16 protein-coding genes are annotated in these 21,240 nt (G+C 44.7%); 5 read left to right on the forward strand and 11 right to left on the reverse strand.

The window, feature by feature from the left end:
* Positions 1-10 precede the first annotated feature (10 nt).
* Entirely contained in the window at positions 11-214 is a 204-nt protein-coding gene (locus tag GO495_RS26605) for a YqaE/Pmp3 family membrane protein (RefSeq protein WP_157302989.1), read from the forward strand.
* Positions 215-228: 14 nt separating this feature from the next.
* Here GO495_RS26605 and GO495_RS26610 read toward each other — a convergent pair whose 3' ends face one another.
* From GO495_RS26610 to GO495_RS26640, 7 genes are all read right to left on the reverse strand, one after another.
* Positions 229-1,668 carry a TonB family protein gene (locus GO495_RS26610; protein ID WP_157302990.1) on the reverse strand — a complete coding sequence of 480 codons (1,440 nt, stop codon included), beginning with the start codon at positions 1,666-1,668 and terminating at the stop codon, positions 229-231.
* On the reverse strand, positions 1,652-2,206 hold the full coding sequence (locus GO495_RS26615; protein WP_240915340.1) for an RNA polymerase sigma factor: 555 nt from the start codon (positions 2,204-2,206) through the stop codon (positions 1,652-1,654). The genes GO495_RS26610 and GO495_RS26615 overlap by 17 nt, the downstream gene beginning before the upstream one ends.
* Positions 2,207-2,302: 96 nt before the next feature.
* Positions 2,303-3,817 (reverse strand): bifunctional phosphoribosylaminoimidazolecarboxamide formyltransferase/IMP cyclohydrolase, encoded by a 1,515-nt coding sequence (gene purH, locus GO495_RS26620; RefSeq protein WP_157302992.1) that lies wholly within the window; start codon positions 3,815-3,817, stop codon positions 2,303-2,305.
* Between the two features lie 12 nt (positions 3,818-3,829).
* Positions 3,830-5,836, reverse strand: a complete 2,007-nt coding sequence (locus GO495_RS26625; protein WP_157302993.1) for a ComEC/Rec2 family competence protein — start codon at positions 5,834-5,836, stop codon at positions 3,830-3,832.
* 414 nt (positions 5,837-6,250) lie between these two features.
* Positions 6,251-9,064, reverse strand: coding sequence for a carbamoyl-phosphate synthase large subunit (carB, locus tag GO495_RS26630; protein ID WP_157302994.1), 2,814 nt, complete (start codon positions 9,062-9,064; stop codon positions 6,251-6,253).
* A gap of 339 nt (positions 9,065-9,403) precedes the next feature.
* The gene (locus tag GO495_RS26635; RefSeq protein ID WP_157302995.1) at positions 9,404-10,648 is read right to left on the reverse strand and encodes an MFS transporter; all 1,245 of its coding nucleotides are present in this window, start codon (positions 10,646-10,648) and stop codon (positions 9,404-9,406) included.
* Between the two features lies 1 nt (position 10,649).
* Positions 10,650-11,396 (reverse strand): DeoR/GlpR family DNA-binding transcription regulator, encoded by a 747-nt coding sequence (locus GO495_RS26640; protein ID WP_157302996.1) that lies wholly within the window; start codon positions 11,394-11,396, stop codon positions 10,650-10,652.
* A gap of 72 nt (positions 11,397-11,468) precedes the next feature.
* On the opposite strand from GO495_RS26640, the gene GO495_RS26645 reads away from it, so the two are divergent.
* Entirely contained in the window at positions 11,469-11,990 is a 522-nt protein-coding gene (locus GO495_RS26645; RefSeq protein ID WP_157302997.1) for a 5' nucleotidase, NT5C type, read from the forward strand.
* Here GO495_RS26645 and GO495_RS26650 read toward each other — a convergent pair.
* Together GO495_RS26650 and GO495_RS26655 are read right to left on the reverse strand one after the other, a co-directional pair.
* Positions 11,985-12,434 (reverse strand): hypothetical protein, encoded by a 450-nt coding sequence (locus GO495_RS26650; RefSeq protein WP_157302998.1) that lies wholly within the window; start codon positions 12,432-12,434, stop codon positions 11,985-11,987. The genes GO495_RS26645 and GO495_RS26650 overlap by 6 nt on opposite strands.
* A 205-nt stretch (positions 12,435-12,639) precedes the next feature.
* Positions 12,640-13,266, reverse strand: a complete 627-nt coding sequence (locus tag GO495_RS26655) for a helix-turn-helix transcriptional regulator (protein WP_157302999.1) — start codon at positions 13,264-13,266, stop codon at positions 12,640-12,642.
* Positions 13,267-13,669: 403 nt separating this feature from the next.
* Between GO495_RS26655 and GO495_RS26660 the strand changes: the two genes are divergently transcribed.
* The 3 genes from GO495_RS26660 (at position 13,670) to GO495_RS26670 (ending at position 17,076) form a co-directional block, all read left to right on the forward strand.
* A complete protein-coding gene (locus GO495_RS26660) occupies positions 13,670-13,966 on the forward strand; it encodes a hypothetical protein (RefSeq protein ID WP_143056555.1) in 297 nt (98 codons plus the stop codon).
* Positions 13,967-14,177: 211 nt separating this feature from the next.
* On the forward strand, positions 14,178-16,091 hold the full coding sequence (acs, locus tag GO495_RS26665) for an acetate--CoA ligase (protein ID WP_157303000.1): 1,914 nt from the start codon (positions 14,178-14,180) through the stop codon (positions 16,089-16,091).
* Between the two features lie 49 nt (positions 16,092-16,140).
* Positions 16,141-17,076, forward strand: coding sequence for an alpha/beta hydrolase (locus tag GO495_RS26670; RefSeq protein ID WP_157303001.1), 936 nt, complete (start codon positions 16,141-16,143; stop codon positions 17,074-17,076).
* Positions 17,077-17,270: 194 nt separating this feature from the next.
* On the opposite strand, the gene GO495_RS26675 is transcribed toward GO495_RS26670, so the two are convergent.
* Positions 17,271-17,837, reverse strand: coding sequence for a L,D-transpeptidase family protein (locus GO495_RS26675; protein WP_157303002.1), 567 nt, complete (start codon positions 17,835-17,837; stop codon positions 17,271-17,273).
* A 118-nt stretch (positions 17,838-17,955) separates the two neighbouring features.
* A complete protein-coding gene (locus GO495_RS26680) occupies positions 17,956-20,901 on the reverse strand; it encodes a M16 family metallopeptidase (RefSeq protein ID WP_157303003.1) in 2,946 nt (981 codons plus the stop codon).
* Positions 20,902-21,240 lie beyond the last annotated feature (339 nt).

Below are 21,240 nucleotides of genomic sequence, written 5' to 3' on the forward strand. Positions count from 1 at the left end.
TGTTGGTTCCATGATGCTGATAGCAATCCTTCTGCCCTGGCTATCTTTTTTCCTTAGAGGAAAAATCCTGACCGGCATTGTATGCCTTTTGCTGCAAATTACTTTGATTGGATGGCTGCCCGCTGCGATATGGGCTGCATTATCCCTGAACGATAGCAGAGAAAACAGAAGAAACAGGAAACTGATTAAGGCGATTAAACAGAGCAGGGGATAGCATGATGATAGCATTTAAGGGGCAAAAGGAACATCCACCTGCGCTCTTGTACTCCTTCCATCTGAAGCAGGTATCCACGCCGGCCCTTCTTTCACCACACGGATCGCTTCTGCATCACAATCCGGCTGCAGTGTACGGAGTATTTTAAAATCTTCCAGTGTGCCATCTGCATTTACAGTGAAAGCAACCCTTACAGTTCCCTTCACACCACCCGCAGATGCAGGGTAACGGACATGCTTTGCCAGATATTCTTTATAACGATCTAATCCTTCTCCTGGCTGAGGTGGCTGGTAAACAGCTCTTTTTGCCTTTTTACGACTATATCCAACAACCACTACCTCCTCATTTAAAGATTGCCTGTTCTCTGGTAATGCTATTCTAAGATTGTTTTCCTCATTGCTTACTGTCACTTTTTTGCTGGCCCACCCCACTGCTGCTAAATTCAACTGGACCTTGGCAATACTGTCAACCGCGATTGCAAAATTTCCGTCTTTGTCTGTGAGTGCGCCCTTATTCGTACCGTCAACCGCAACAGATACACCCGCCAATCCGCTGTCATTGCTCATCGCTGTTACCTTCCCCTGCAACAACCGTACTTTGCCCGGAAACAGCGTTACATTATTCCGGTTTTGAGTAATATTAACTCCCGACAACCGGCCTGCAAGCGCCTTGGAAGGACTGGACGCAGAGACGAACGCTCTACTCTCATCCGCAGTAACCTCTTTCTCAGAAGCCATGTCTGCCGATACAGGTACTACAACAGGCTTTTCAGCTACTGCGACTGATCCCGGAGCTGGTACTGAGGCTGCCTGTATAGATACAGGTGCTGGTTTGGGTGCAGTCATTATAGTACCTGGTGCCGCTTTTGATGCTGCAATACCCATTGCCGTAACACTATCACTCTGATTATACGTTCCGCGAGCCGCAGGGGACGCATTAACAATACCCGGCGCTGATTGTGGTTTTTCCTGCACAGCCGGCTGGTGGCTTTCTTTTTTCAGTTTTAAGTCCGGTATTGCTGTCGGGTGCTGCTTGTCTGCTCTTGCAGCCAGGGATTGCCCGCTTTCATCTGTAATACCACCAGAAGCAACGGAGTCATGTGCAACTTTCACATTGGCAATCTCCTGTTTCACCGGCGCCTGCCATAACTTCATTACTCCAACACCCGCCACTATCAGTACAGCAGCCGCTGCTGCCCAGCGATAGTACACAAATATCTTCCGTTCCTTAGCACCAGCTACACGCTTGTCCAGCCTGCGATCCAGATCGTCCAGGTTAACAGTCTGGTCAGCAGCATACCCGGTAAATCCATCCAACGCTTCCGCCAGGAAAGGATCTTCCAGGGCCTGCCGTTCGAGGATGTGCATAGCTTTGTCATCCAGCTCGCCGGCAAGGTAACGGCGGATCTGTTCAGGATCCACCCCGTGTTTAATATCGTTATGCTTGTGAGGCATGTTGTTGTTCCATACAAATTTTCAGGTTCCGCTTCCCGTTCTGAATATAGCTCTTCACTTTATTCATCTCATATCCCGTCATGTCTGCCACTTCCCGGTAGCTCTTTTCCTTCAGGTAAAACAGATCTACACTGCGTTTCTGCTCTTCCGGTAATGTTTCCAGACATCTCTCCATATCCTGCAAATGAGCTTCTACACTCACTCCGCTCTCATGATGTTGAAAAGAATCGTTTTCCATAAGATCTATAGAGATCACCCTCCCTTCCCGGTTCTTCATAGACCGCAAACGCATCAGGCAGTAGTTACGTGTAAGAACATGCAACCAGCTCTTAAAGTTCTGGACCTCATGCTGTTTCAGCTTTGCTATCAGCTCCTCAAAGATTTGCATCACGGCATCCTTACTGGTTTCCTCATCAAAATAACGCAGGCACACTCCATATACCAGGTTCATGTAACGCTGGTAAAGGGCTGCAAGGACATCCAGCTTACCGGAGTGTTTATACTCCTGTATCAGTGCCGCATCATCCTCCTCCTTCATGATATTGTGATGTAAAAAAGCCATAATTGCAGCCTGCAAGTTATAAAAAAAGCACCGGCATGAACCGGTGCTTTTAAATATTGTGATCTGTAACAGTTAGTGTCTGAAATGACGCATGCCCGTCATCACCATCACCATACCATTCTGTTTGCAGAACTCAACAGAGTCATTATCACGAACAGAACCACCTGGCTGTATTACGGATACGATACCTTCTTCATGAGCAATGCGTACACAGTCATCAAACGGGAAGAACGCATCAGAAGCCATTGCAGCACCTTTCAGATCAAACCGGAACTGATTGGCCTTTTCAATAGCATGACGTAATGCATCTATACGGGATGTTTGTCCGCAACCTTTACCAATCAGCTGCCTGTCTTTCACCAGCGCAATAGCGTTGGACTTTAAATGTTTACATACGATATTGGCGAACTCCAGGTCGGCCTTCTCAGCAGCAGTAGCTGGTCTTGCACCGGTTTCATTCCACTCTTTGTAGCTGCCTTTGTCGCTTTCCTGCAAGAGCACACCATTCAGTACGTTCTTGTATACATTAGCCGTTACTACAGGTTTCAACTGCTGTAACAGGATCCTGTTCTTCTTCGCCTGCAATACCGTGAGCGCATCCGCATCAAAACCCGGAGCAATCAGGATTTCGAAGAAGATCTCGCTGATAGATTCTGCGGTGGCCTTGTCTACAACAGTATTGGTCACCAGTACACCACCAAATGCGCTTTCTTTATCACCGGCCAATGCCGCTTCCCATGCTTCTTTCAATGTACTTCTGCTGGCAATACCACATACGTTCGTATGCTTGATAACAGCAAAAGTAGTCTCGGCAAACTCCTGGATCAGCTGACAGGCAGCATCTACATCCACCAGGTTGTTATAAGACAGTTCCTTGCCATGCAGTTTGTTAAATATCTCAGACAGATCGCCGTAGAATACCCCGCGCTGATGCGGGTTTTCTCCATAACGCATTACCTGGCCTTCCGCAGCAGATACCTGGAAGTAAGCAGCAGGTTCGTTATGCAGGAAATATTGTGCAATTGCAACATCATAGTTGGCACATACTTCAAAAGCCTTTGCAGCAAAAGCCCTGCGGTCTTCTATACTTGTGTTACCGTTATTCTCTGTCAGTACTTTTTCCAGGTCGGCATACTGATCTTTCGATGCCACGATCACTACATCTTTGTAGTTCTTACCCGCAGCTCTGATCAGAGATACTCCGCCGATATCGATCTTCTCGATGATCGTCTGTTCTTCCGTAGTACTCTTCACCGTTTCTTCAAATGGATAGAGGTCCACAATTACCAGGTCCAGCTCCGGAATCTCATATTGTTTTAACTGTTCAAGGTCCTGTGCATTCTCACGACGGGCCAGTATCCCACCAAATACCTTAGGATGTAGCGTTTTTACACGGCCACCCAGGATGGAAGGGTAAGCAGTCAGTTCTTCCACAGCCACACATTTTACACCCAACTCCTCAATAAACTTTTGTGTACCACCCGTTGAATAAATGGTTACACCCTGTTCACCTAATTTTTTAACGATGTTCTCCAGATTATCTTTATAGAAAACGGAGATCAATGCTGATTTGATTTGCTTTTGCATGTATAGAAAAAATTAGAAATTTACGACATAAGCTCCCTGGTCCGGAACCGAAAAGAAGCGCAAAGTTAGCGCGTAACAATCACTTTTCCATTTTCGAATGTTCTTAGACGTGTTGGAAGCATCAAATATTAGCATCCCTATTCCATACAATGAATCCAATTGTTTGATATCCACATGAGGATTATGTGACAGTAAAAGATAATCTGTCTGTAATTTTTTTCCTTCATGTTGTATGGGTATCCGCACATCTGAACTGTCGATCAGCAGCAGACGCTTGTTACCTATCATAATATAGCCCGATGAATACCGGCAATAACGGGTGATTTTATAATATGCTCTTGCTGTTTGCAGATAAGATGCATCCGGCTTATCTCCCAGGAACTGCACACTACGTCCATATATCACATCAACAGCCGTATGCGCAGGAATGTTGTAGACAATTAGTCTGCGCTGCCGCTGTGCCTGTAAATTATCTGCCATATCCCATGCAGCCCACAACAAGCCACAGACCATTGCCAGCATTACTCCTTTAGGCCAACGGTGCAGCCACCAGCATAAAAGACCCGCAATTATTCCGTAACAGCAAAACGTGCCGTACAACGTTATATGAATCTCTGTTATCAGCGCCCCCGGTAAATGCCCGATCCACGCTACAGACGTATTCATGTAATATATCAGCCACTTCAAAACTGCCCCTGTAAAATGAAGGGGCATCACCAGTAACAGGATTTCCGCATAGAGAATGACAGTTGATAAAGGCACAGCCAACAAATTTGCGGGCAGGAAGTACAATGGAAACTGCTGGAAATAATACAGGCAAACAGGGAGGGTAAGCACCTGCGCAGATAATGTAAGCGCTGTCGCTTCCCATATTTTATCCAGCCAGCGGTTACGAACATACAACAGCTGGTAAATTGGTCTGAAACAGATAAGTATACTCAATACTGCCAGGTATGATAACTGGAAACCAGCATCTGTCAGCAAATAAGGGTCATAACATAACAACAGGAAAGCGGAGCCCATCAGCGTGTTGTAGATGTTTGAGTGACGGTCCAGTGCAAACCGGCCTACGGTAATAAAGGAAAACATTACGGTAGCTCTCAGCACAGATGCAGACGCGCCGGTAAGCCATGTAAAAGCCCAAAGAAAAAAGAGAATAATACTGGCCTTGAGTATCTTCGATGGCAAATATTGCAGCAACCATAACAGACTCCCGTAAATAAGCGCCAGATGCATTCCGGAAATCGCGATAATATGCACGATCCCCGTATTCGTATAGTCCTGCACCATGCCTTTATCCAGGTCATAGCGGTAGCCTATCAGTAAAGCTGCTGCCAGTCCGGCCTCCGGCTCTCCTATATGCTGTTTAAGGATACGCAGGCAGTAATTCCTTATTATTCCTGTCTGGCTGTTTAAAACCAATTTCCACTCTCCTTCCTGCAAATAGACCTGCTGATAGATCTGCTGTGCGGCACAATACCCTCTGTAATCAAACCCGCCAGGGTTACCACTGTTCTGTATATCCCGCAACTTATTACACAGCAACAGCTGATTACCACATTGCAAAGCCCCTGCACCTTTCTCCTTTTCCAGGTATACCAGCAGCTTCCCCTTCACTGGCAACAGGCTGTCCCCACGAACGATACCATCCACCCGTACAACCGTTTTATAAGACCGTGGCTTCTCCTGCAAAGGCTCCTGCACCGTTACAAGCAGCAGGTCGGAAAAGCCTGATAAACCGGCATAATAATGCCTGCTATGCCGGATATCTGCATAGCAGGTAACAAGACAGCCCACTGCTATAATCAGCAGGTGAATGACCACTCCTTTTATCCAGCCATAAGTAAACTGTATCCATAAAGGCAACCGGGATAAAGTCAGCAATATCATCCCGGACAGGCTACATCCCACCCATAATACGACCGGTAATAAAGGCGTATATGATTGTAATACAATGCCTGTAGAAAATGGAAGGATCAAGCGTACAAAAGGTGCGCGTTTTAAAAAGGCAACAAACATAAATGGTCAATTGAGGACTACAAATATAAAACAGATGAGCTCGCGGATTTCAGGAACTTGATAAGTTTTTAGGATGAAATGTATTTCTGCAATAAGATCGATTTTAAATATCTATAAATTTTACAATTGTTATATCAATGAAAAACAGTAAATTAGTAATAACGATTTTATTGATCTGTTATTGATTAGTTAACATCTTTTTAATATTTAATATTTATAGTAAACTGCACTACCGGTCACGCTATTTATGCAAATAAATAGACGTGTCTTTAATGGTTATTTTGAGGGAAAAGAAAGAGCCTGATCTTCATCAGGCTCTGATCTTTTAATACAAGACCGCAATATTATCGCTTTGATATAAAAGTAAAAGGCCTTCCGGATGGAAGGCCTTTTACTTTTATAATATGCTTGCACCTATTTGCTCAGGTACATGCTTTTCTCTTTATATAATGTTCTGAAATAAGGATCACGCAAGTCTTTAATAAAGCGGATCGCTTCACCGGTAGACTTCATCTCAGGCCCTAATTCCTTGTTCACTCCGGGGAACTTGTTGAAAGAGAACACCGGCTCCTTGATAGCAAACCCTTTCAGGTTCTTCTCTATCGTAAAATCCTTCAGCTTTTTGGCACCCAGCATCACTTTGGTTGCAATGTTCAGGTAAGGTACCTGGTAAGCCTTGGCTATGAACGGCGTTGTACGGGATGCACGTGGATTTGCTTCAATCACGAACACCTGACCATTCTTAATGGCAAACTGGATGTTGATCAGTCCGCAGATATTCAGTGCGCGTGCTATCTTCTCCGCATAAAACTCCATGGTAGTTACTTCCAGCGGAGTAAGGTTGAATGATGGCAGCAATGCATTACTATCCCCGCTATGAATACCAGCAGGCTCTATATGCTCCATTACACCCATCACGTGGAAATCATCCCCATCAAAAATACCATCTATCTCAGCCTCCTGACAACGATCCAGGAAGTGGTCAATCAGTATCTTATTACCTGGTAAATGTTTCAGCAGGCTCAGTACAGATGTTTCCAGTTCTTCTTCGTTGATCACGATCCTCATACGCTGGCCTCCCAGTACATAAGAAGGACGGACCAGCACTGGGTAACCTACCTCTTTTGCTACTTCTATCGCATCATCTGTATTGTAAGCAGTACCATAATTAGGATAAGGGATACCCAGGTCTTTCAGCAGGTCTGAGAAACGGCCCCGGTCTTCTGCAATGTCCATGTTATCGAAAGAAGTACCAATGATCTTTACCCCTTTCTCTTCCAGGCGTTTTGCCAGTTTCAAGGCTGTTTGCCCACCTAACTGTACAATCACCCCTACTGGTTTTTCCAGCTCTATGATTTCCCACAGATGTTCCCAGAACACCGGTTCAAAGTACAGCTTGTCTGCCATGTCAAAGTCTGTAGACACCGTTTCAGGGTTACAGTTTACCATGATAGCCTCGTAACCGGATTCCTGGATCGCCTGCAGGCCATGGGTACAGCAGTAGTCGAATTCAATACCCTGACCAATACGGTTTGGACCAGAACCCAATACGATCACCTTCTTCTTATCGGAAGGCTTGCTTTCATTCTCTGTATCAAAAGTGGAGTAGAAATAAGGGGTCTTAGCTTCAAACTCTGCGGCGCAGGTATCTACCATTTTAAAGGTACGGGTAATGCCCAGCGATTTACGCTTTGCATATACCTCATCTTCCTCACAGTCCAGCAGGTGCGTCAGCTGCATATCAGAGAAGCCCATCTTCTTGGCTTCAGACAGCAGATCGTTCGGAACGGTGTTAAGATCAAATTCCAGCAGTTGCTTTTCCAGTGTAACGATATCGTTGATCTGGTTCAGGAACCACTTATCTATGTAAGTCATCTGGTGCAGATGCTTAACAGAAACACCAGCCATCAGGGCATCCTTAATACGGAAAATCCTGTCCCAGGTAGGTGTCTTCATTCTTTCCAGTAATTGCTCACTGCTCATCAGCGACTTGCCATAGTAACCTAATCCCAGGGCATCATTCTCCAAACTCTGACAGGCTTTCTGCAGCGCTTCAGGGAAAGTACGGCCGATCGCCATTACTTCTCCTACAGATTTCATCTGCAGGCCCAGCGTCTGATCAGCGCCTTTAAATTTATCGAAGTTCCAGCGTGGCATCTTTACTATTACATAGTCCAGTGCTGGTTCAAAGAAAGCGGAAGTTGTTTTGGTGATCTGGTTTTCCAGTTCATCCAGTGTATAACCAATAGCCAGTTTAGCAGCTATTTTGGCAATCGGGTAACCGGTAGCTTTGGAAGCCAGTGCGGAAGAACGGCTTACACGTGGATTGATCTCGATAGCGATCAGTTCCTCATTAGCCGGGTTCTGTGAAAACTGTACGTTACAACCACCGGCAAAATTGCCCAGGTCGCGCATCATCATGATCGCCTTGTTACGCATATCCTGGAAGGACGTGTCGCTGAGGGTCATGGCTGGTGCTACTGTGATAGAGTCCCCTGTATGGATACCCATAGGGTCCAGGTTCTCTACAGTACAAATGATCACCACGTTATCATTACTGTCGCGCAGTAATTCAAGTTCATATTCTTTCCATCCCAGTACAGCTTTTTCAACCAGTACTTCATGGATAGGGGACGCCTGTAATCCGCGTTGCAATGCTTCATCCAGTTCATCTTTGCTGTGTACAAAACCGCCACCGGTACCTCCTAATGTAAAGGAAGGACGGATAACCAGGGGGAATCCTATTTCCTGGGCAAATTCCTTCCCTTCCAGGAAAGAGTTAGCCGTTCTTGCAGGAGCCACAGGAACACCCAGTTGTATCATCCACTGGCGGAACTGCTCACGGTCTTCTGCTTTATCTATTGCTTTAATGTCCACACCTATCAGGCGCACATTATATTTCTGCCATATTCCCAGCTCATCTACTTCTTTACAGAGGTTCAGCGCTGTCTGACCGCCCATGGTAGGCAATACGGCATCTATCTGATGTTCTTCCAGTATCTGTTCTATACTTTCCACCGTAAGGGGCAACAGGTATACCTTATCGGCCATCATGGGATCCGTCATGATAGTAGCCGGATTAGAATTTATCAGCACCACTTTGATTCCTTCCTCGCGCAGCGAACGTGCTGCCTGGGAACCGGAATAGTCAAATTCACAAGCCTGACCAATAATAATAGGACCAGAACCAATAATAAGAACAGATTTGATAGAGGAGTCTTTAGGCATTTGCGTTTTCTATTGTAAAAATTAAAAACCAGACGATTTTAATACCATTCACCAGACAAAAAAATCGTGCAAAAGTACGGGTTTCGCAGTGTATTATGACAATAAAATTTTCCGCTGAAAACTACCCTTGCACCTAAACCCTTCACAGACAATAAAAAGACGACACGAATAATAATTATACATATATTATTTCTCCCCGTTCCGGTCACCCGTTATCAGATATTTTTCACATACCCCTTTTTCATAATTTATTAACACGCAATGAAGATATGTCCCTTGCAAATCACTCTTGCGTTAAAGGAAAAAGGCCGCGGATCGTGTGATCCGCGGCCTTCTTTTTTAGTTCTTTATCTTCCCGCTCATCAATGCTATACACATTCCCATCACCGCTATTATAGAGAACGAAATTCGTAAACTCGTTGCCTGCGCTACAAACCCTATCAATGGTGGTCCCAGCAGAAATCCCAGGTAACCGATCGTAGATACAGCTGCCAACGCCACGCCGGGAGACATTGTCCTGCTACGCCCGGCTGTACTGTACACCAGCGGAACAACAGAAGATACCCCCGCCCCTACCAGCAGGAAGCCGAAAATGGCTGTAGCGAAATAAGGTAATGATACAGAAATCAGTAATCCTCCGGCTGTCAGCGCTCCACTCATCTGCAACATCCGCTTTACACCAAACCGTGTGGTCAGCCAGTCGGCAATAAAACGGAAAGAAGCCATCGTACTCATAAAAGCCGTATAACCAATGCCTGCAATACCTTCCGGTGAATGGATCACCTTTCTGAAATATACACCACTCCAGTCGAACATTGTTCCTTCACAGATCATAGAACAAAATGCGATGATCCCCAGTATAAGTATAGGCATCATCACCCGTATCCTTCTTTTAAAAAAAGAGAACGCAAACTGCCTGCCCGTCGTTGTCTTCAATATCAGTAACCTGCGTGTCATCCACGGGAACAGGTACTTTATCCCTTTCCCTCCTTTCTCCTCATCTACTTTGACATCATGACGAACAGCCCATTTTATACTAACTCCTACAATGATAATCGCCATTACCATAATTATCAGGAAATGCTGATAAGGGATTACTTTACCGGCAGACATCGCAGTTCCGATCGCAGCGCCGGTAAATCCGGCCAGGCTCCACAACCCATGAAAAGAGGCCATGATAGAACGGCCATACATCGCCTCTACCAGTACTGCCTGTGTATTCACAGCTATATTAGCCATGTTACCACAAAAACCAAACAGCATCAGACAGGGAAATAACTGCCAGGATTCACCTACCAGTCCGAGCGTAGGTAACACTCCCGCATACAATAACCCAGCAATCATCACTACCTGACGGCTTCCATATTTGCTCACCAGCCATCCTGCCACAGGCATAGACAACATAGAACCTATCGGCAATGCCAGCAGCATCCCTCCCAGTTCCCCGTCACTCATATGCAACTTCTGCTGAATAGCAGGAATACGGGATGCCCAGCTTGCAAAGCAGAGCCCTGTTAAGAAGAACAATGCACTTACCGCAATACGTGCAGATCTTTTCTGAGAATAGTCTAATGTAAGTTCCATATTAGATCACTTTTATGCCTAGCTGCAGATAAGGAGTTGCCAGTGCAAGCCCCGCAGCGTCTGTAATAATGGTATCCATCTCTGTAATATCACACACCTTATAAGGTTCGGCTGTTCCCATCTTATCGCTGGTCACCAGGGAGATGACCCGGTTTGCTGATTGCACCATTACATTCTTTACGGCCGCTTCTTCCATATCCGGACCAGTAACCCCTACTTCTGTATGCAAACTGCATACCCCCATAAAACAGATATCCGCCCTTACCTTTTCCAGCATACGAATAGTATCCAGCCCTGCCGTCACCTGCGAGCTTTTGAAAATACGCCCGCCGGTAAGGATCACTTCTATTCCCGGATGCTCCATCAGCTGCATAGCAATAGGAACACTGGGAGTAATCACCGTAAGTTCTAATGAGGGAGGAAAAAGTTTTACCAGGGCATATGTTGAAGTCCCCCCGTCTATAATAAGTGTTTGTCCGTTTTCCAGGAATGACAATGCCTTGCCTGCAATCGCTTTCTTATCGTCTTCATGAATACCAATGCGTTCATTAAAAGTATAAGGATGAGGAGAGTGCGGAATAGCACCACCTCTTACTTTAATTAACAGGCCATTTTGTGCCAGTACTTCCAGGTCGCGGCGCACAGTGTCTTCAGACACCTGCAGATCATTACTCAGCTCCGTATGTAATACCTTATGATCGGTCTTTAACTTCCTGAGTATATAATCGAAACGCTCCTCTTTCAGCATGTTCTTGCAATTTTATGCAATATTATGAAATAATTTGCAACAAATGCATAACTTTGCACAAAACAGCAGAATATGGCAAGGATTGCAATAGACATGGATGGCGTTATGGCAGATACTGCACAGCAGTTCATCAACTACTATGAGCAACGTTACGGCGTGAGAATAGACAAGGAGACATTAAATGGCCATCCGGAAACAGGCGGATTCCCCCATGAAAAAGGAATCATCCGTAGCTTCCTTTTCGAACCAGGCTTCTTCAGGACCAAACCGGTAATAAAAGACAGCCAGGAAGTAATAAAAGCATTACAGGAGAAATACGAAGTATTCATAGTATCCGCTGCAATAGAATTCCCTGGTTCTTTAACAGAGAAAATCGAATGGCTGCAGGAACACTATCCTTTCATCAGCTGGCAGAATATAGTTTTCTGCGGATCGAAGACGATCGTACAGGCAGATTACATGATTGATGATCATATCAAAAACCTGCAGCATTTTAAAGGAGAAGCACTGATGTATACAGCGCCGCATAATATTAATGTGACGGACTACAAACGTGTAAACAACTGGGAAGAAGTTGGTCAACTGTTATTATAGATCAATACCGGCAACGTTATTGATACTATTGAACTCATAAAATCCGGGGTCTGTGGCATAGCCTTTTAAAACAGGCTGGTACAAAAGGTCGTAGGCGCAGCGTTCAAATGCTACCGCATCAATGATCAGCTCCTGAGAGAGGTTAGTCCAGGTACAGTTTACACCTTCAGCCACGTCACTGTCTTCCAGCTCTCCTGCAGTAGTATCCCGGAATACCGGCCACCACATTTCCAGTGATAAAGCAACTTCCCGCACGATAAGATGTATTGCATCCGGAAGAATAGTGTATTCTTCCACCTTTATTAATGCGTTACGCTGATCCCGGTTCAATCTTTTCGCAAGGATTTCACGGTTACGCTTTTGTGTAAGTAGTTCCGACGCGCCGTTAATCTGCATTCCAATATACCATATGGGAGAATCAAATGCGTTTGGCAAAAAATCCATGTGAAGTAGCTTTATAATATTTAGCAGTAGATTATACACATTATGATACTACCAGTATCCTTATGGTAACACTAGTGAAATTATAATAATTTTATGATACAATGAAAAAGGAAAGTTTCATTTCATAAGCTACAGAGTAATAAAATACAACAGGGAAGATCGATATAGGTACAATGCTCTACCGGGTAATAACCCTACTATCAGATCAGGTGCTTTTTTTAGAACGGACCTGCTTACGTAACTGGATGATATCTTTCTTTGCCAGCTCCAGCGCTTCCTTTAAGGAAGAATAACTTTTCAGTAACTGGTTATGCTCTTCCAGCAATTTGTAATACTTCTCCCGCATAGCCAGCATCTCATCATTATCAGCCTGCCTTGCATCTTCCAGTACTCCTGGGTACAGGAATCCGGCAGTAGTCATTTCCAGTGCCCTGGATACACGCTCCAGTTCTTCAGCACCAAAAACCTCCTTTTCAAACAGGTTATACATCGTTCTGCGGCTCATGCCCAGTCGTTTTGCTAACCTCGTTTTGTTAAGGCCCCGTTCTCCTATCAGTTCCATCAGGCGGCTCCCATGGTGCAAAACTGTATGCTCTCCTGCCTTATCTCCGCTGTTTACAGGTACACTGTTCCATTCATAGAATTCTTCCGGTGTTACATTGATTAATTCACAGAATTTTTCGAGCGTGCGTCTTTTCATATCGCTCTTTCGTAAATGGTAGTGGGCTATCTGGTTTGTAAAACCGGCCAGATCGGCAAAATCTACTATCTTTATTTTCTTCTGCTTTAAAATTTGTTTCAGGCGCTGGCCCATGTGGATTAACCTGGACATGTATACTTTAGATTAGTTGATAGCTTCAGTGTGTTGTGCAACTCATACAATATAATAATAATTTCCATTTCATTTTATCAAATGAGAATTTCATATAGACAATGTGGTTATTATAATGCTGATCAGGTGATTTTTCAGATGAGATAAAATTGTCACATTGCACACTTTACATCAGCCTAAAAAGTTGACAAAAATCAGAACGGACCAGACACCCACCTTCCACAACCCTTACTGGTAGCAGGTTTCAAAATTTTCATATATTCTTAAAAATATATGTGCATTTTTTGGGACAGCAAAATAAATATAAATATATTTGATTATAAGTAACCATAATGATAAATACGACAGTACTATTCTCTAAAAATTCACGTTTCCCAAAAAGCATACAATAACAACTATTAATATGAAAAAATCCATGCCATCCACACCGCCGCCCGTAAACGTGTTACAGGACGTACATTCAAGAATGATCAACCTCCCTATTTATTTCAGGGAAAGAGTTTGTGAAGAATGTGCCTGGAGTGTACCAACGTTCTACCGCAAAATGCGTAGTGTTAACAAACCCGGAGGTCTTGATAAAGACAAGATCATACCTTCGCTCAGCAACGCTGAAAAAGAAAAAATTATTGCGGTAATGGATGAGGTCTACCAGGGCTTCTGGAATTACTGTGATAAATACCGTAAGAAACCAGGCAAATAACCAGTTGGTTTTACTTCTCTCTCTCTTCAGATTTCTCTCTTTAACCCCTAATTCCTTTCCCCTACGAAATACCCCCAGGTTATCCAATTAAAAGACATAGATAATAGTCTGTCACTATTAATGCTTACTATTCCCCAATTTTATTAAATTTAAGCCGCAGATTGATATCACGTTACTCACTTAAACGACCAACAAAAAACTGATTGCAGCTATGGCTTATCCGTACCAGATCAAAAGCTTAGAAGAGTACCAACAGAACTATCAGCAAAGTGTAATGGACCCCGAAGGGTTCTGGGCTAATATAGCTGATCATTTTTACTGGCGCCGGAAATGGGATAAAGTGCTGGAATGGAACTTTAAAGACCCCAATATCAAATGGTTCGTAGGCGGTAAACTTAATATTACCGAAAACTGCCTGGACAGACACCTTGCCACAAACGGAAACACCCCCGCCATCATCTGGGAACCCAATGATCCGGAAGAACGTCACCGCATTATCACCTACCGCGATCTATACAATAAAGTATGCCAGTTCGCTAACGTGCTTAAAAACAATGGCGTTAAAAAAGGCGACCGCGTATGTATCTATATGGGTATGATACCGGAACTCGCCATCTCCGTACTGGCCTGCGCCCGTATCGGTGCCATCCACTCCGTTGTATTCGGAGGCTTCAGCGCACAATCCATCGCCGACAGGATACAGGATGCCCAGTGCAACCTCGTTATCACCTGCGACGGCGCCTTCCGCGGTAATAAAGATATTCCTCTCAAATCAGTAATAGACGATGCCCTCATCGCCTGCCCTTCCGTAAAAAAAGTGATCGTATGTACCCGCACCCGTACTCCCGTGAGTATGATCAAAGGCCGCGATCTGTGGTGGGAAGATGAAATCAAACAGGTGGAAACAATGGGCAACCCTCCCTGCCCGGCAGAAGAAATGGATGCCGAAGACATGCTCTTCATCCTCTATACTTCCGGCTCCACAGGTAAACCTAAAGGTGTTGTACATACCTGCGGCGGATACATGGTATACGCCAACTATACCTTCGTAAATACCTTCCAGTACCAGCCCGGCGAAGTGTACTTCTGTACAGCAGACATAGGCTGGATAACCGGTCATAGTTATATCGTATACGGCCCCCTCAGCGCAGGTGCTACCACACTGATGTTTGAAGGTGTACCTACTTACCCGGATGCAGGCCGCCTGTGGTCTATCACCGATAAGTTCTGTGTTAATACCCTCTATACCGCACCTACGGCTATCCGTAGTTTAATGAGCTACGGCCTTGGCCCGGTAAATCATAAAGACCTCAGCTCCCTCAAAAAACTGGGCAGCGTGGGTGAACCAATTAATGAAGAAGCCTGGCATTGGTTTAAAGATAACATCGGTAAAGGACGCTGTCCTATCGTAGACACATGGTGGCAGACGGAAACCGGTGGTATCATGATCACTCCCATCGCCGGCGTTACCAAAGAAAAACCAGGTTTCGCTACCTTACCGCTCCCCGGCGTACAACCAATACTGGTAGATGAAACAGGAAAAGAAGTAACCGGCAATAATGTGAACGGAAACCTCTGTATCAAATTCCCATGGCCAGGTATGTTACGCACTACCTACGGCGATCATGAACGCTGCCGTACTACCTACTTTGCCACTTACGATAACCTCTACTTTACCGGCGACGGATGCCTTCGCGATGAAGATGGCTATTATCGCATCACCGGCCGCGTAGATGACGTTCTTAATGTAAGTGGTCACCGTATCGGTACCGCCGAAGTGGAAAACGCCATCAACATGCACGCTGGTGTTGTGGAAAGCGCCGTAGTAGGATTCCCGCACGATATAAAAGGACAAGGCATCTACGCTTATGTGATCACAGATCGCATGACACACGATCCCGAACTCACTAAAAAAGATATCCTGCAAACAGTATCACGTATCATTGGCCCTATTGCCAAACCAGATAAGATCCAGTTCGTAAGCGGACTGCCAAAAACACGCTCCGGCAAAATCATGCGCCGCATCCTGCGCAAAATAGCAGAAGGCGAAACAGATAACCTGGGCGATACCAGCACACTCCTCGATCCCGCCGTAGTAGACGAGATCAAACGTGGTAAAATATAACTGACTATAAGGGCTGACTACCATTAGTCAGCCCTCTTTATTTTTGCTCATGAAGCTGTTGAAACGTCTCCTCTATTTTCTCCTTATACTCTTCCTGCTGCTGAACATCATCGCAGCGTTCCATGCATGGAAATTCACTCACTTCTATCCCCCCGGTACCTTTAAAAACAAAAAGCCGGAACAGATGAATACCTGGGAAAAAGTGAAGACGGTAACATTAGGTGTACGCCTGTCTAAATCCGTAATAAGACTACAACCAAACGTGCCTTTTGAAACAGTACTCCTTCATACCAAAGATGACCTGAGACTGGAAGGATGGTATATCCCCACACCCAGGGCCATAGGTACCGTTATATTATTTCACGGCTACAATGCCTGTAAAGACGGTTATCTCCCGGAAGCATATTACTTCCGCCAGCTAGGCTACAACACATTCATGATAGACTTTCGCGGCAACGGCAACAGTGAAGGTAACACCTGCACAGTTGGTTACAAAGAAGCAGAAGATGTGAAACTGGCCTACGAATATGTAAAACAAAAAGATAAACATATCATTCTCTGGGGCATGAGCATGGGCGCTGCTGCTATCATCAGAGCTGTGCCTGCCTATCAGTTACACCCGGACAAAGTGATCCTGGAAAGCTCTTTCGCTACATTAACAGATGCTGTAAAAGGAAGAATGAGAGCCGTACACCTTCCCGGTACGCCCCTCGCCCAGATGCTTACCTTCTGGGGCGGCGTGGAACAGGGCTTCTGGAGCCTGGACTTTAAACCCGAAAGAGATGCCAGGCAGATAAACATGCCGGCCCTTGTATGCTGGGGCTCCCATGATACAAGAGTAAATAAGGAAGAAACAGACCTCATATACCAGCACCTGAACAGCCGTAAAAAACAACTGGTAATATTTACAGGATCTGGTCATCAGTCCTTCTGCCGTCATGAACCGGCTAAATGGAAAAGCGCCATAAAGGAGTTTCTGCAATAAAAATGAAAAAGCACGCTCCACAAAATGAAGCGTGCCTCACAAGACCAATACCCGCTTTATGATAGTTCATGGCACTATCGTAGTACCACTACAATGCTCCGCTGTCAACAGCAGCACGGGAAAAATAATATCGGAGATTAACAGACTTCAAAGATACTCGTGAAGACTGCTACGGGAATGCTGGTTAATGTAAACTAACGTCTTATCACGACTGGTGTACCCACCTTTATGATTTCATATAACTCGGCTACATCCTGGGTTTTCATACTGATACAACCCAGTGTCCAGTTAATACGGTTCTCTACATAATTATCACGGATACCTGAGTCATATTCCACCCCATGAATACCTATCCCACCACCAATACTCGCATTAGCAGGTAACATACCTTCAGACTGTAACTGGTGAAATTTTGTCCACGAAACTTCATTCGGATAGTCCAGTAACATGAAACGGCTCCAACTCTTGTCAAAACGTTTGCTCTGGATATGAAAAGTGCCCTCAGGAGTACGGTGGTCACCTTCCAGTTGTTTGTCCGACTGATCACGGCTTCCGAACACAACTTTGTATACCTTACGCAAGGTCACATCCTCATACAGGTATAACCTGTAATCACTCTTATCGATCAGAAGAAACACCTTATCCGGATCAATGTTATCACGAGTTACCTTCACTGTATACAGGTCCTCTTCTCTTTCAGCATTTAATCCTGGTACTGAAACGCCCAGCAGCAGGAACAGCAATAAGCAATAGCAACGCATTTTCACAGGGATTTTGCTCAATCTTAACGTTGGCATTCAAGCCTTTATTGTGAAAGATAACGAAAAAGGAGAAAGAGCAACATGCCCTTTCTCCTTTCCATTTAATATTTTACTGGTACTAGTAACCGAAAATTTCCTCCAGCGTTACTTTCTTCACATCACCATATTTCTTCAGGTTATCCAGACTGATTTTCTTTTCAGAAGCCAGGATACAATAAGTGTATGGCTTGCCTGCAATATTCTGATCATGAAATAATTTCACATTATCAAAAGTGATCTTATCAATATTCTCATATACAGTTTTGCGGTAGTCTGTCGTTAAACCCAGCTTCTTGGACGCCAGGTAAGTAAAGATGATCCCGTCCTGCGTAATACGCTCTGTTTCAATATCCTGTTTCTGGCTCATCCTGGATGTTTCAAACAGTTTGTCGGAACGTGGAATATCATTCAATAACTCATTCATACCTGTAATAGCATCATCCATTTTATCTGCCTGGCTACCTACGTAAGCAACCACAGAATAACGCTCATCTTTCTTGTCTGGAGATGCATAATAGGCATAAGTAGAATATGCCAGCGCTTTGGACTCACGGATAGTCTGGAATACAATAGATCCCATACCACCACCGAAATAATTATTGAACATGCTGATAAGTGCCGTATTCTCTGGTTTATATACAGATGAATTCCTTACCCAGTTTACTTCAGACTGTACCATATCATAATCTGCAAACAGTACATTGTTCTTTGTCTGATCAGCTTTCGCAAACTTGATGGCAGCCGGGGCTTCCTTGAAAGTTGCCGGTAAAGTATGCTCTTTCTTTATAGAAGCTACAGCAGCTGTCAGTGACTGAGGACCATAATAGATCACTGTATGTTTGTAATCAGGCAGGGAATGCAGTATATCTACGAGATCCTTTGCCGTAATTGCATTCAGATCTGCATCACTCAACTGGTTATTAAAAGGATTCTTCGCTCCGTACATCCCGTAATTCACAAGCCCTTTCAGGATAGCGCCTTTATTCAGCTTATTATCTGCACGCCCTTTTTGTATACGCCCTTTTAAGGTAGCCAGTATCTGTTCGTTAGGCTGACAGTTTCTCAGCAGGTGCTCAAACAGAGATGCTGCTTTATCAAAATTTTCCTGTAAACCGGAAATAGTAATGACCGTGTTTTCTGTACCCGAACTTACACTGAAATTACAGGCGATATTGTAAAACTCTTTACTGATCTGCTCAGTAGTGTACTTGTCTGTACCCAGGTATTGCAGATACTGTGATGCCAGCGGTAATAACTTGTTATTCCAGCTTCCCATATCAAAACGGTAGTAAAGACGGAATAAACCATTATCCTTATTCTGTACATACAATACATCAGCGACCCCTGTTTTTCCTTTCTGGATATCCTTATCGAAATCCAGCCACTGTGGTTTTACCGGTGTAGCAGGAATAGCGTTTAATTTCTGGAGGAAAGCCGATTGAGCCTCGCGGTTCACTTCCACCGGAGTGATAACAGGCTTTTCTACCTTTTCGATATTCTTATCTTCCCCTTTACGTTTATACAACAGTACATAGTTGTCTTTCAGGTACTTATCAGCGAAATCTACGATCTCCTTTTTAGTGATCTTACCCATATCATCCACAGCAGATACGTCTGTCAGCCAGTTTTGCCCCCTGTGTTTAATAAAGCCGTCCATCATCGCACTTGCACGGTTGTTATTATTGTCCAGCCCCTGCAGTTCAGCCAGTTTGGCGTTGTTTACAATCGCCTTTACCAGTGTTTCGTCGAACTCTCCTTTCTTCAGAATTTCCAGCTGTCCCAGCAGCAGGTCTTTGACCTGCTCCAGTGTCTGGCCCTGCTTAGCTTTGCCACTCAGGCTAAATACGGTGTAGTCTTTCCATTGCATTAAACCGGCGCTTGCGCCCTGCACTTTCTGCTGTCTGTTAATGTTCAGGTCAAGCAATCCGGCCTTCCCATTTTCCATTATCTGTGAAAGGACGTTCAGTATAGTAGACGACTTAACGTCCAGTGCTCCAGGCATACGGAATGCAATCGTTACATTTTCAGCATCCGGCCCAAACACTTCTCTTACAATAGGAGCAGTGATAGGTGCTTCTACAGGAGCTTTATACTCCGGTACGGGCTTAGGCTGCATATAAGCGAAACTGCTGTCGATACGTTTGATCAGGTAATCAAAGTCAAAATCGCCCGCCATTACGATGGCCATATTGTTAGGCACGTAGTAAGCATCGTAGAACTGACGGATGGCTTTGAGAGAAGGATTTTTCAGGTGTTCAATAGTACCGATAGTGCTCTGTTGTCCGTAATTATGAGTAGGGAACAGGGTCTTCAGCATCAGCTCATAAGACTTGCGACCATCATTATCCAGTCCTCTGTTCTTTTCTTCGTACACAGCTTCCAGCTCTGTATGGAACAGGCGGAAAACAGGGTCCCTGAAACGTTCTGACTGCACCGCCAGGAATTTATCTATCGCATTGGAAGGAATATCTTCTTCATAGATAGTCTCTTCTGTCCAGGTGTGTGCGTTCGTCCCCTGAGAACCCATGCTGGCCATTGCCTTGTCATACTCGTTGGCGATGGCATACCTTGCTGCCAGCCCGGATACACTGTCTATCTGGTGATAAACAACTTTTCTGGCAATGGGGTCGGTTGTATGGTTGTAGTTATCATACAATCCTTCGATGTTGTCCAGGTAAGGCTTTTCCTTTGCCCAGTCAAGAGAACCAAACTGTTCGGTACCCTTGAATAACAGATGTTCCAGGTAGTGGGCAAGACCTGTATGGTCCTGTGGATCATTATTACTACCTGCTCTTGTTCCGATCAGCGTTTGGATACGTGGATCTTTCTTGTTCACGCTGAGAATTACAGTAAGGCCGTTCTTTAACGTGTAAAAGCGTGCCTTCATGGGGTCGTTGGTGATATACCGGTACTTATAGCCCCCGGACTCTCCCTCCTTCCATTCATACTTTTGCTGCGCCGATGTGGTGTTCATCAGGGCACAGGTAAACAGCAATAAACTAATTGCTTTTTTAATGAGGTTCATGTGTTGGTTTTTGACAAATAAAAAAAACATCACCAAATATAATGGTAATGTCCGGATGTCATGCAACAGGAAAATGTTAAAAGGGGCAATAAAATGAGCAGCGGAGAACTTTCTCTAATCAGGGTAAACTCTTCTGGCACTGATGTTTATAGTATCCAGATAGACTGTATGGACATAGTGAGCGTAAAGGACAGGCGAAGAACGGACCGTGTCTAAACGCAGTATTCCCTGTTTGTAAACAGGTTGAACATCAGATTCATGAGCATAGGCTTTTACCCCCACAATCCTTGTGTCACATGAATGAGCCCAGATGATAAACCCCGTACAGGCCAAAAAAGC

It is taken from the genome of Chitinophaga oryziterrae, from assembly GCF_009758125.1.
In the GTDB taxonomy this organism is placed as follows: Bacteria; Bacteroidota; Bacteroidia; order Chitinophagales; family Chitinophagaceae; genus Chitinophaga; species Chitinophaga oryziterrae.

Coding starts and splice junctions, on each gene's coding strand:
- GO495_RS26640 (WP_157302996.1), bottom strand. CDS start 11,396: ATGCTGAAAGAGGAGCGTTTCGATTATATACTCAGGAAGTTAAAGACC.
- GO495_RS26650 (WP_157302998.1), bottom strand. CDS start 12,434: ATGGATTTTTTGCCAAACGCATTTGATTCTCCCATATGGTATATTGGA.
- GO495_RS26625 (WP_157302993.1), bottom strand. CDS start 5,836: ATGTTTGTTGCCTTTTTAAAACGCGCACCTTTTGTACGCTTGATCCTT.
- GO495_RS26605 (WP_157302989.1), top strand. CDS start 11: ATGATGCTGATAGCAATCCTTCTGCCCTGGCTATCTTTTTTCCTTAGA.
- carB (WP_157302994.1), bottom strand. CDS start 9,064: ATGCCTAAAGACTCCTCTATCAAATCTGTTCTTATTATTGGTTCTGGT.
- GO495_RS26680 (WP_157303003.1), bottom strand. CDS start 20,901: ATGAACCTCATTAAAAAAGCAATTAGTTTATTGCTGTTTACCTGTGCC.
- GO495_RS26655 (WP_157302999.1), bottom strand. CDS start 13,266: ATGTCCAGGTTAATCCACATGGGCCAGCGCCTGAAACAAATTTTAAAG.
- acs (WP_157303000.1), top strand. CDS start 14,178: ATGGCTTATCCGTACCAGATCAAAAGCTTAGAAGAGTACCAACAGAAC.
- GO495_RS26615 (WP_240915340.1), bottom strand. CDS start 2,206: ATGAAGGAGGAGGATGATGCGGCACTGATACAGGAGTATAAACACTCC.
- GO495_RS26635 (WP_157302995.1), bottom strand. CDS start 10,648: ATGGAACTTACATTAGACTATTCTCAGAAAAGATCTGCACGTATTGCG.
- GO495_RS26660 (WP_143056555.1), top strand. CDS start 13,670: ATGAAAAAATCCATGCCATCCACACCGCCGCCCGTAAACGTGTTACAG.
- GO495_RS26610 (WP_157302990.1), bottom strand. CDS start 1,668: ATGCCTCACAAGCATAACGATATTAAACACGGGGTGGATCCTGAACAG.
- purH (WP_157302992.1), bottom strand. CDS start 3,817: ATGCAAAAGCAAATCAAATCAGCATTGATCTCCGTTTTCTATAAAGAT.
- GO495_RS26670 (WP_157303001.1), top strand. CDS start 16,141: ATGAAGCTGTTGAAACGTCTCCTCTATTTTCTCCTTATACTCTTCCTG.
- GO495_RS26675 (WP_157303002.1), bottom strand. CDS start 17,837: ATGCGTTGCTATTGCTTATTGCTGTTCCTGCTGCTGGGCGTTTCAGTA.
- GO495_RS26645 (WP_157302997.1), top strand. CDS start 11,469: ATGGCAAGGATTGCAATAGACATGGATGGCGTTATGGCAGATACTGCA.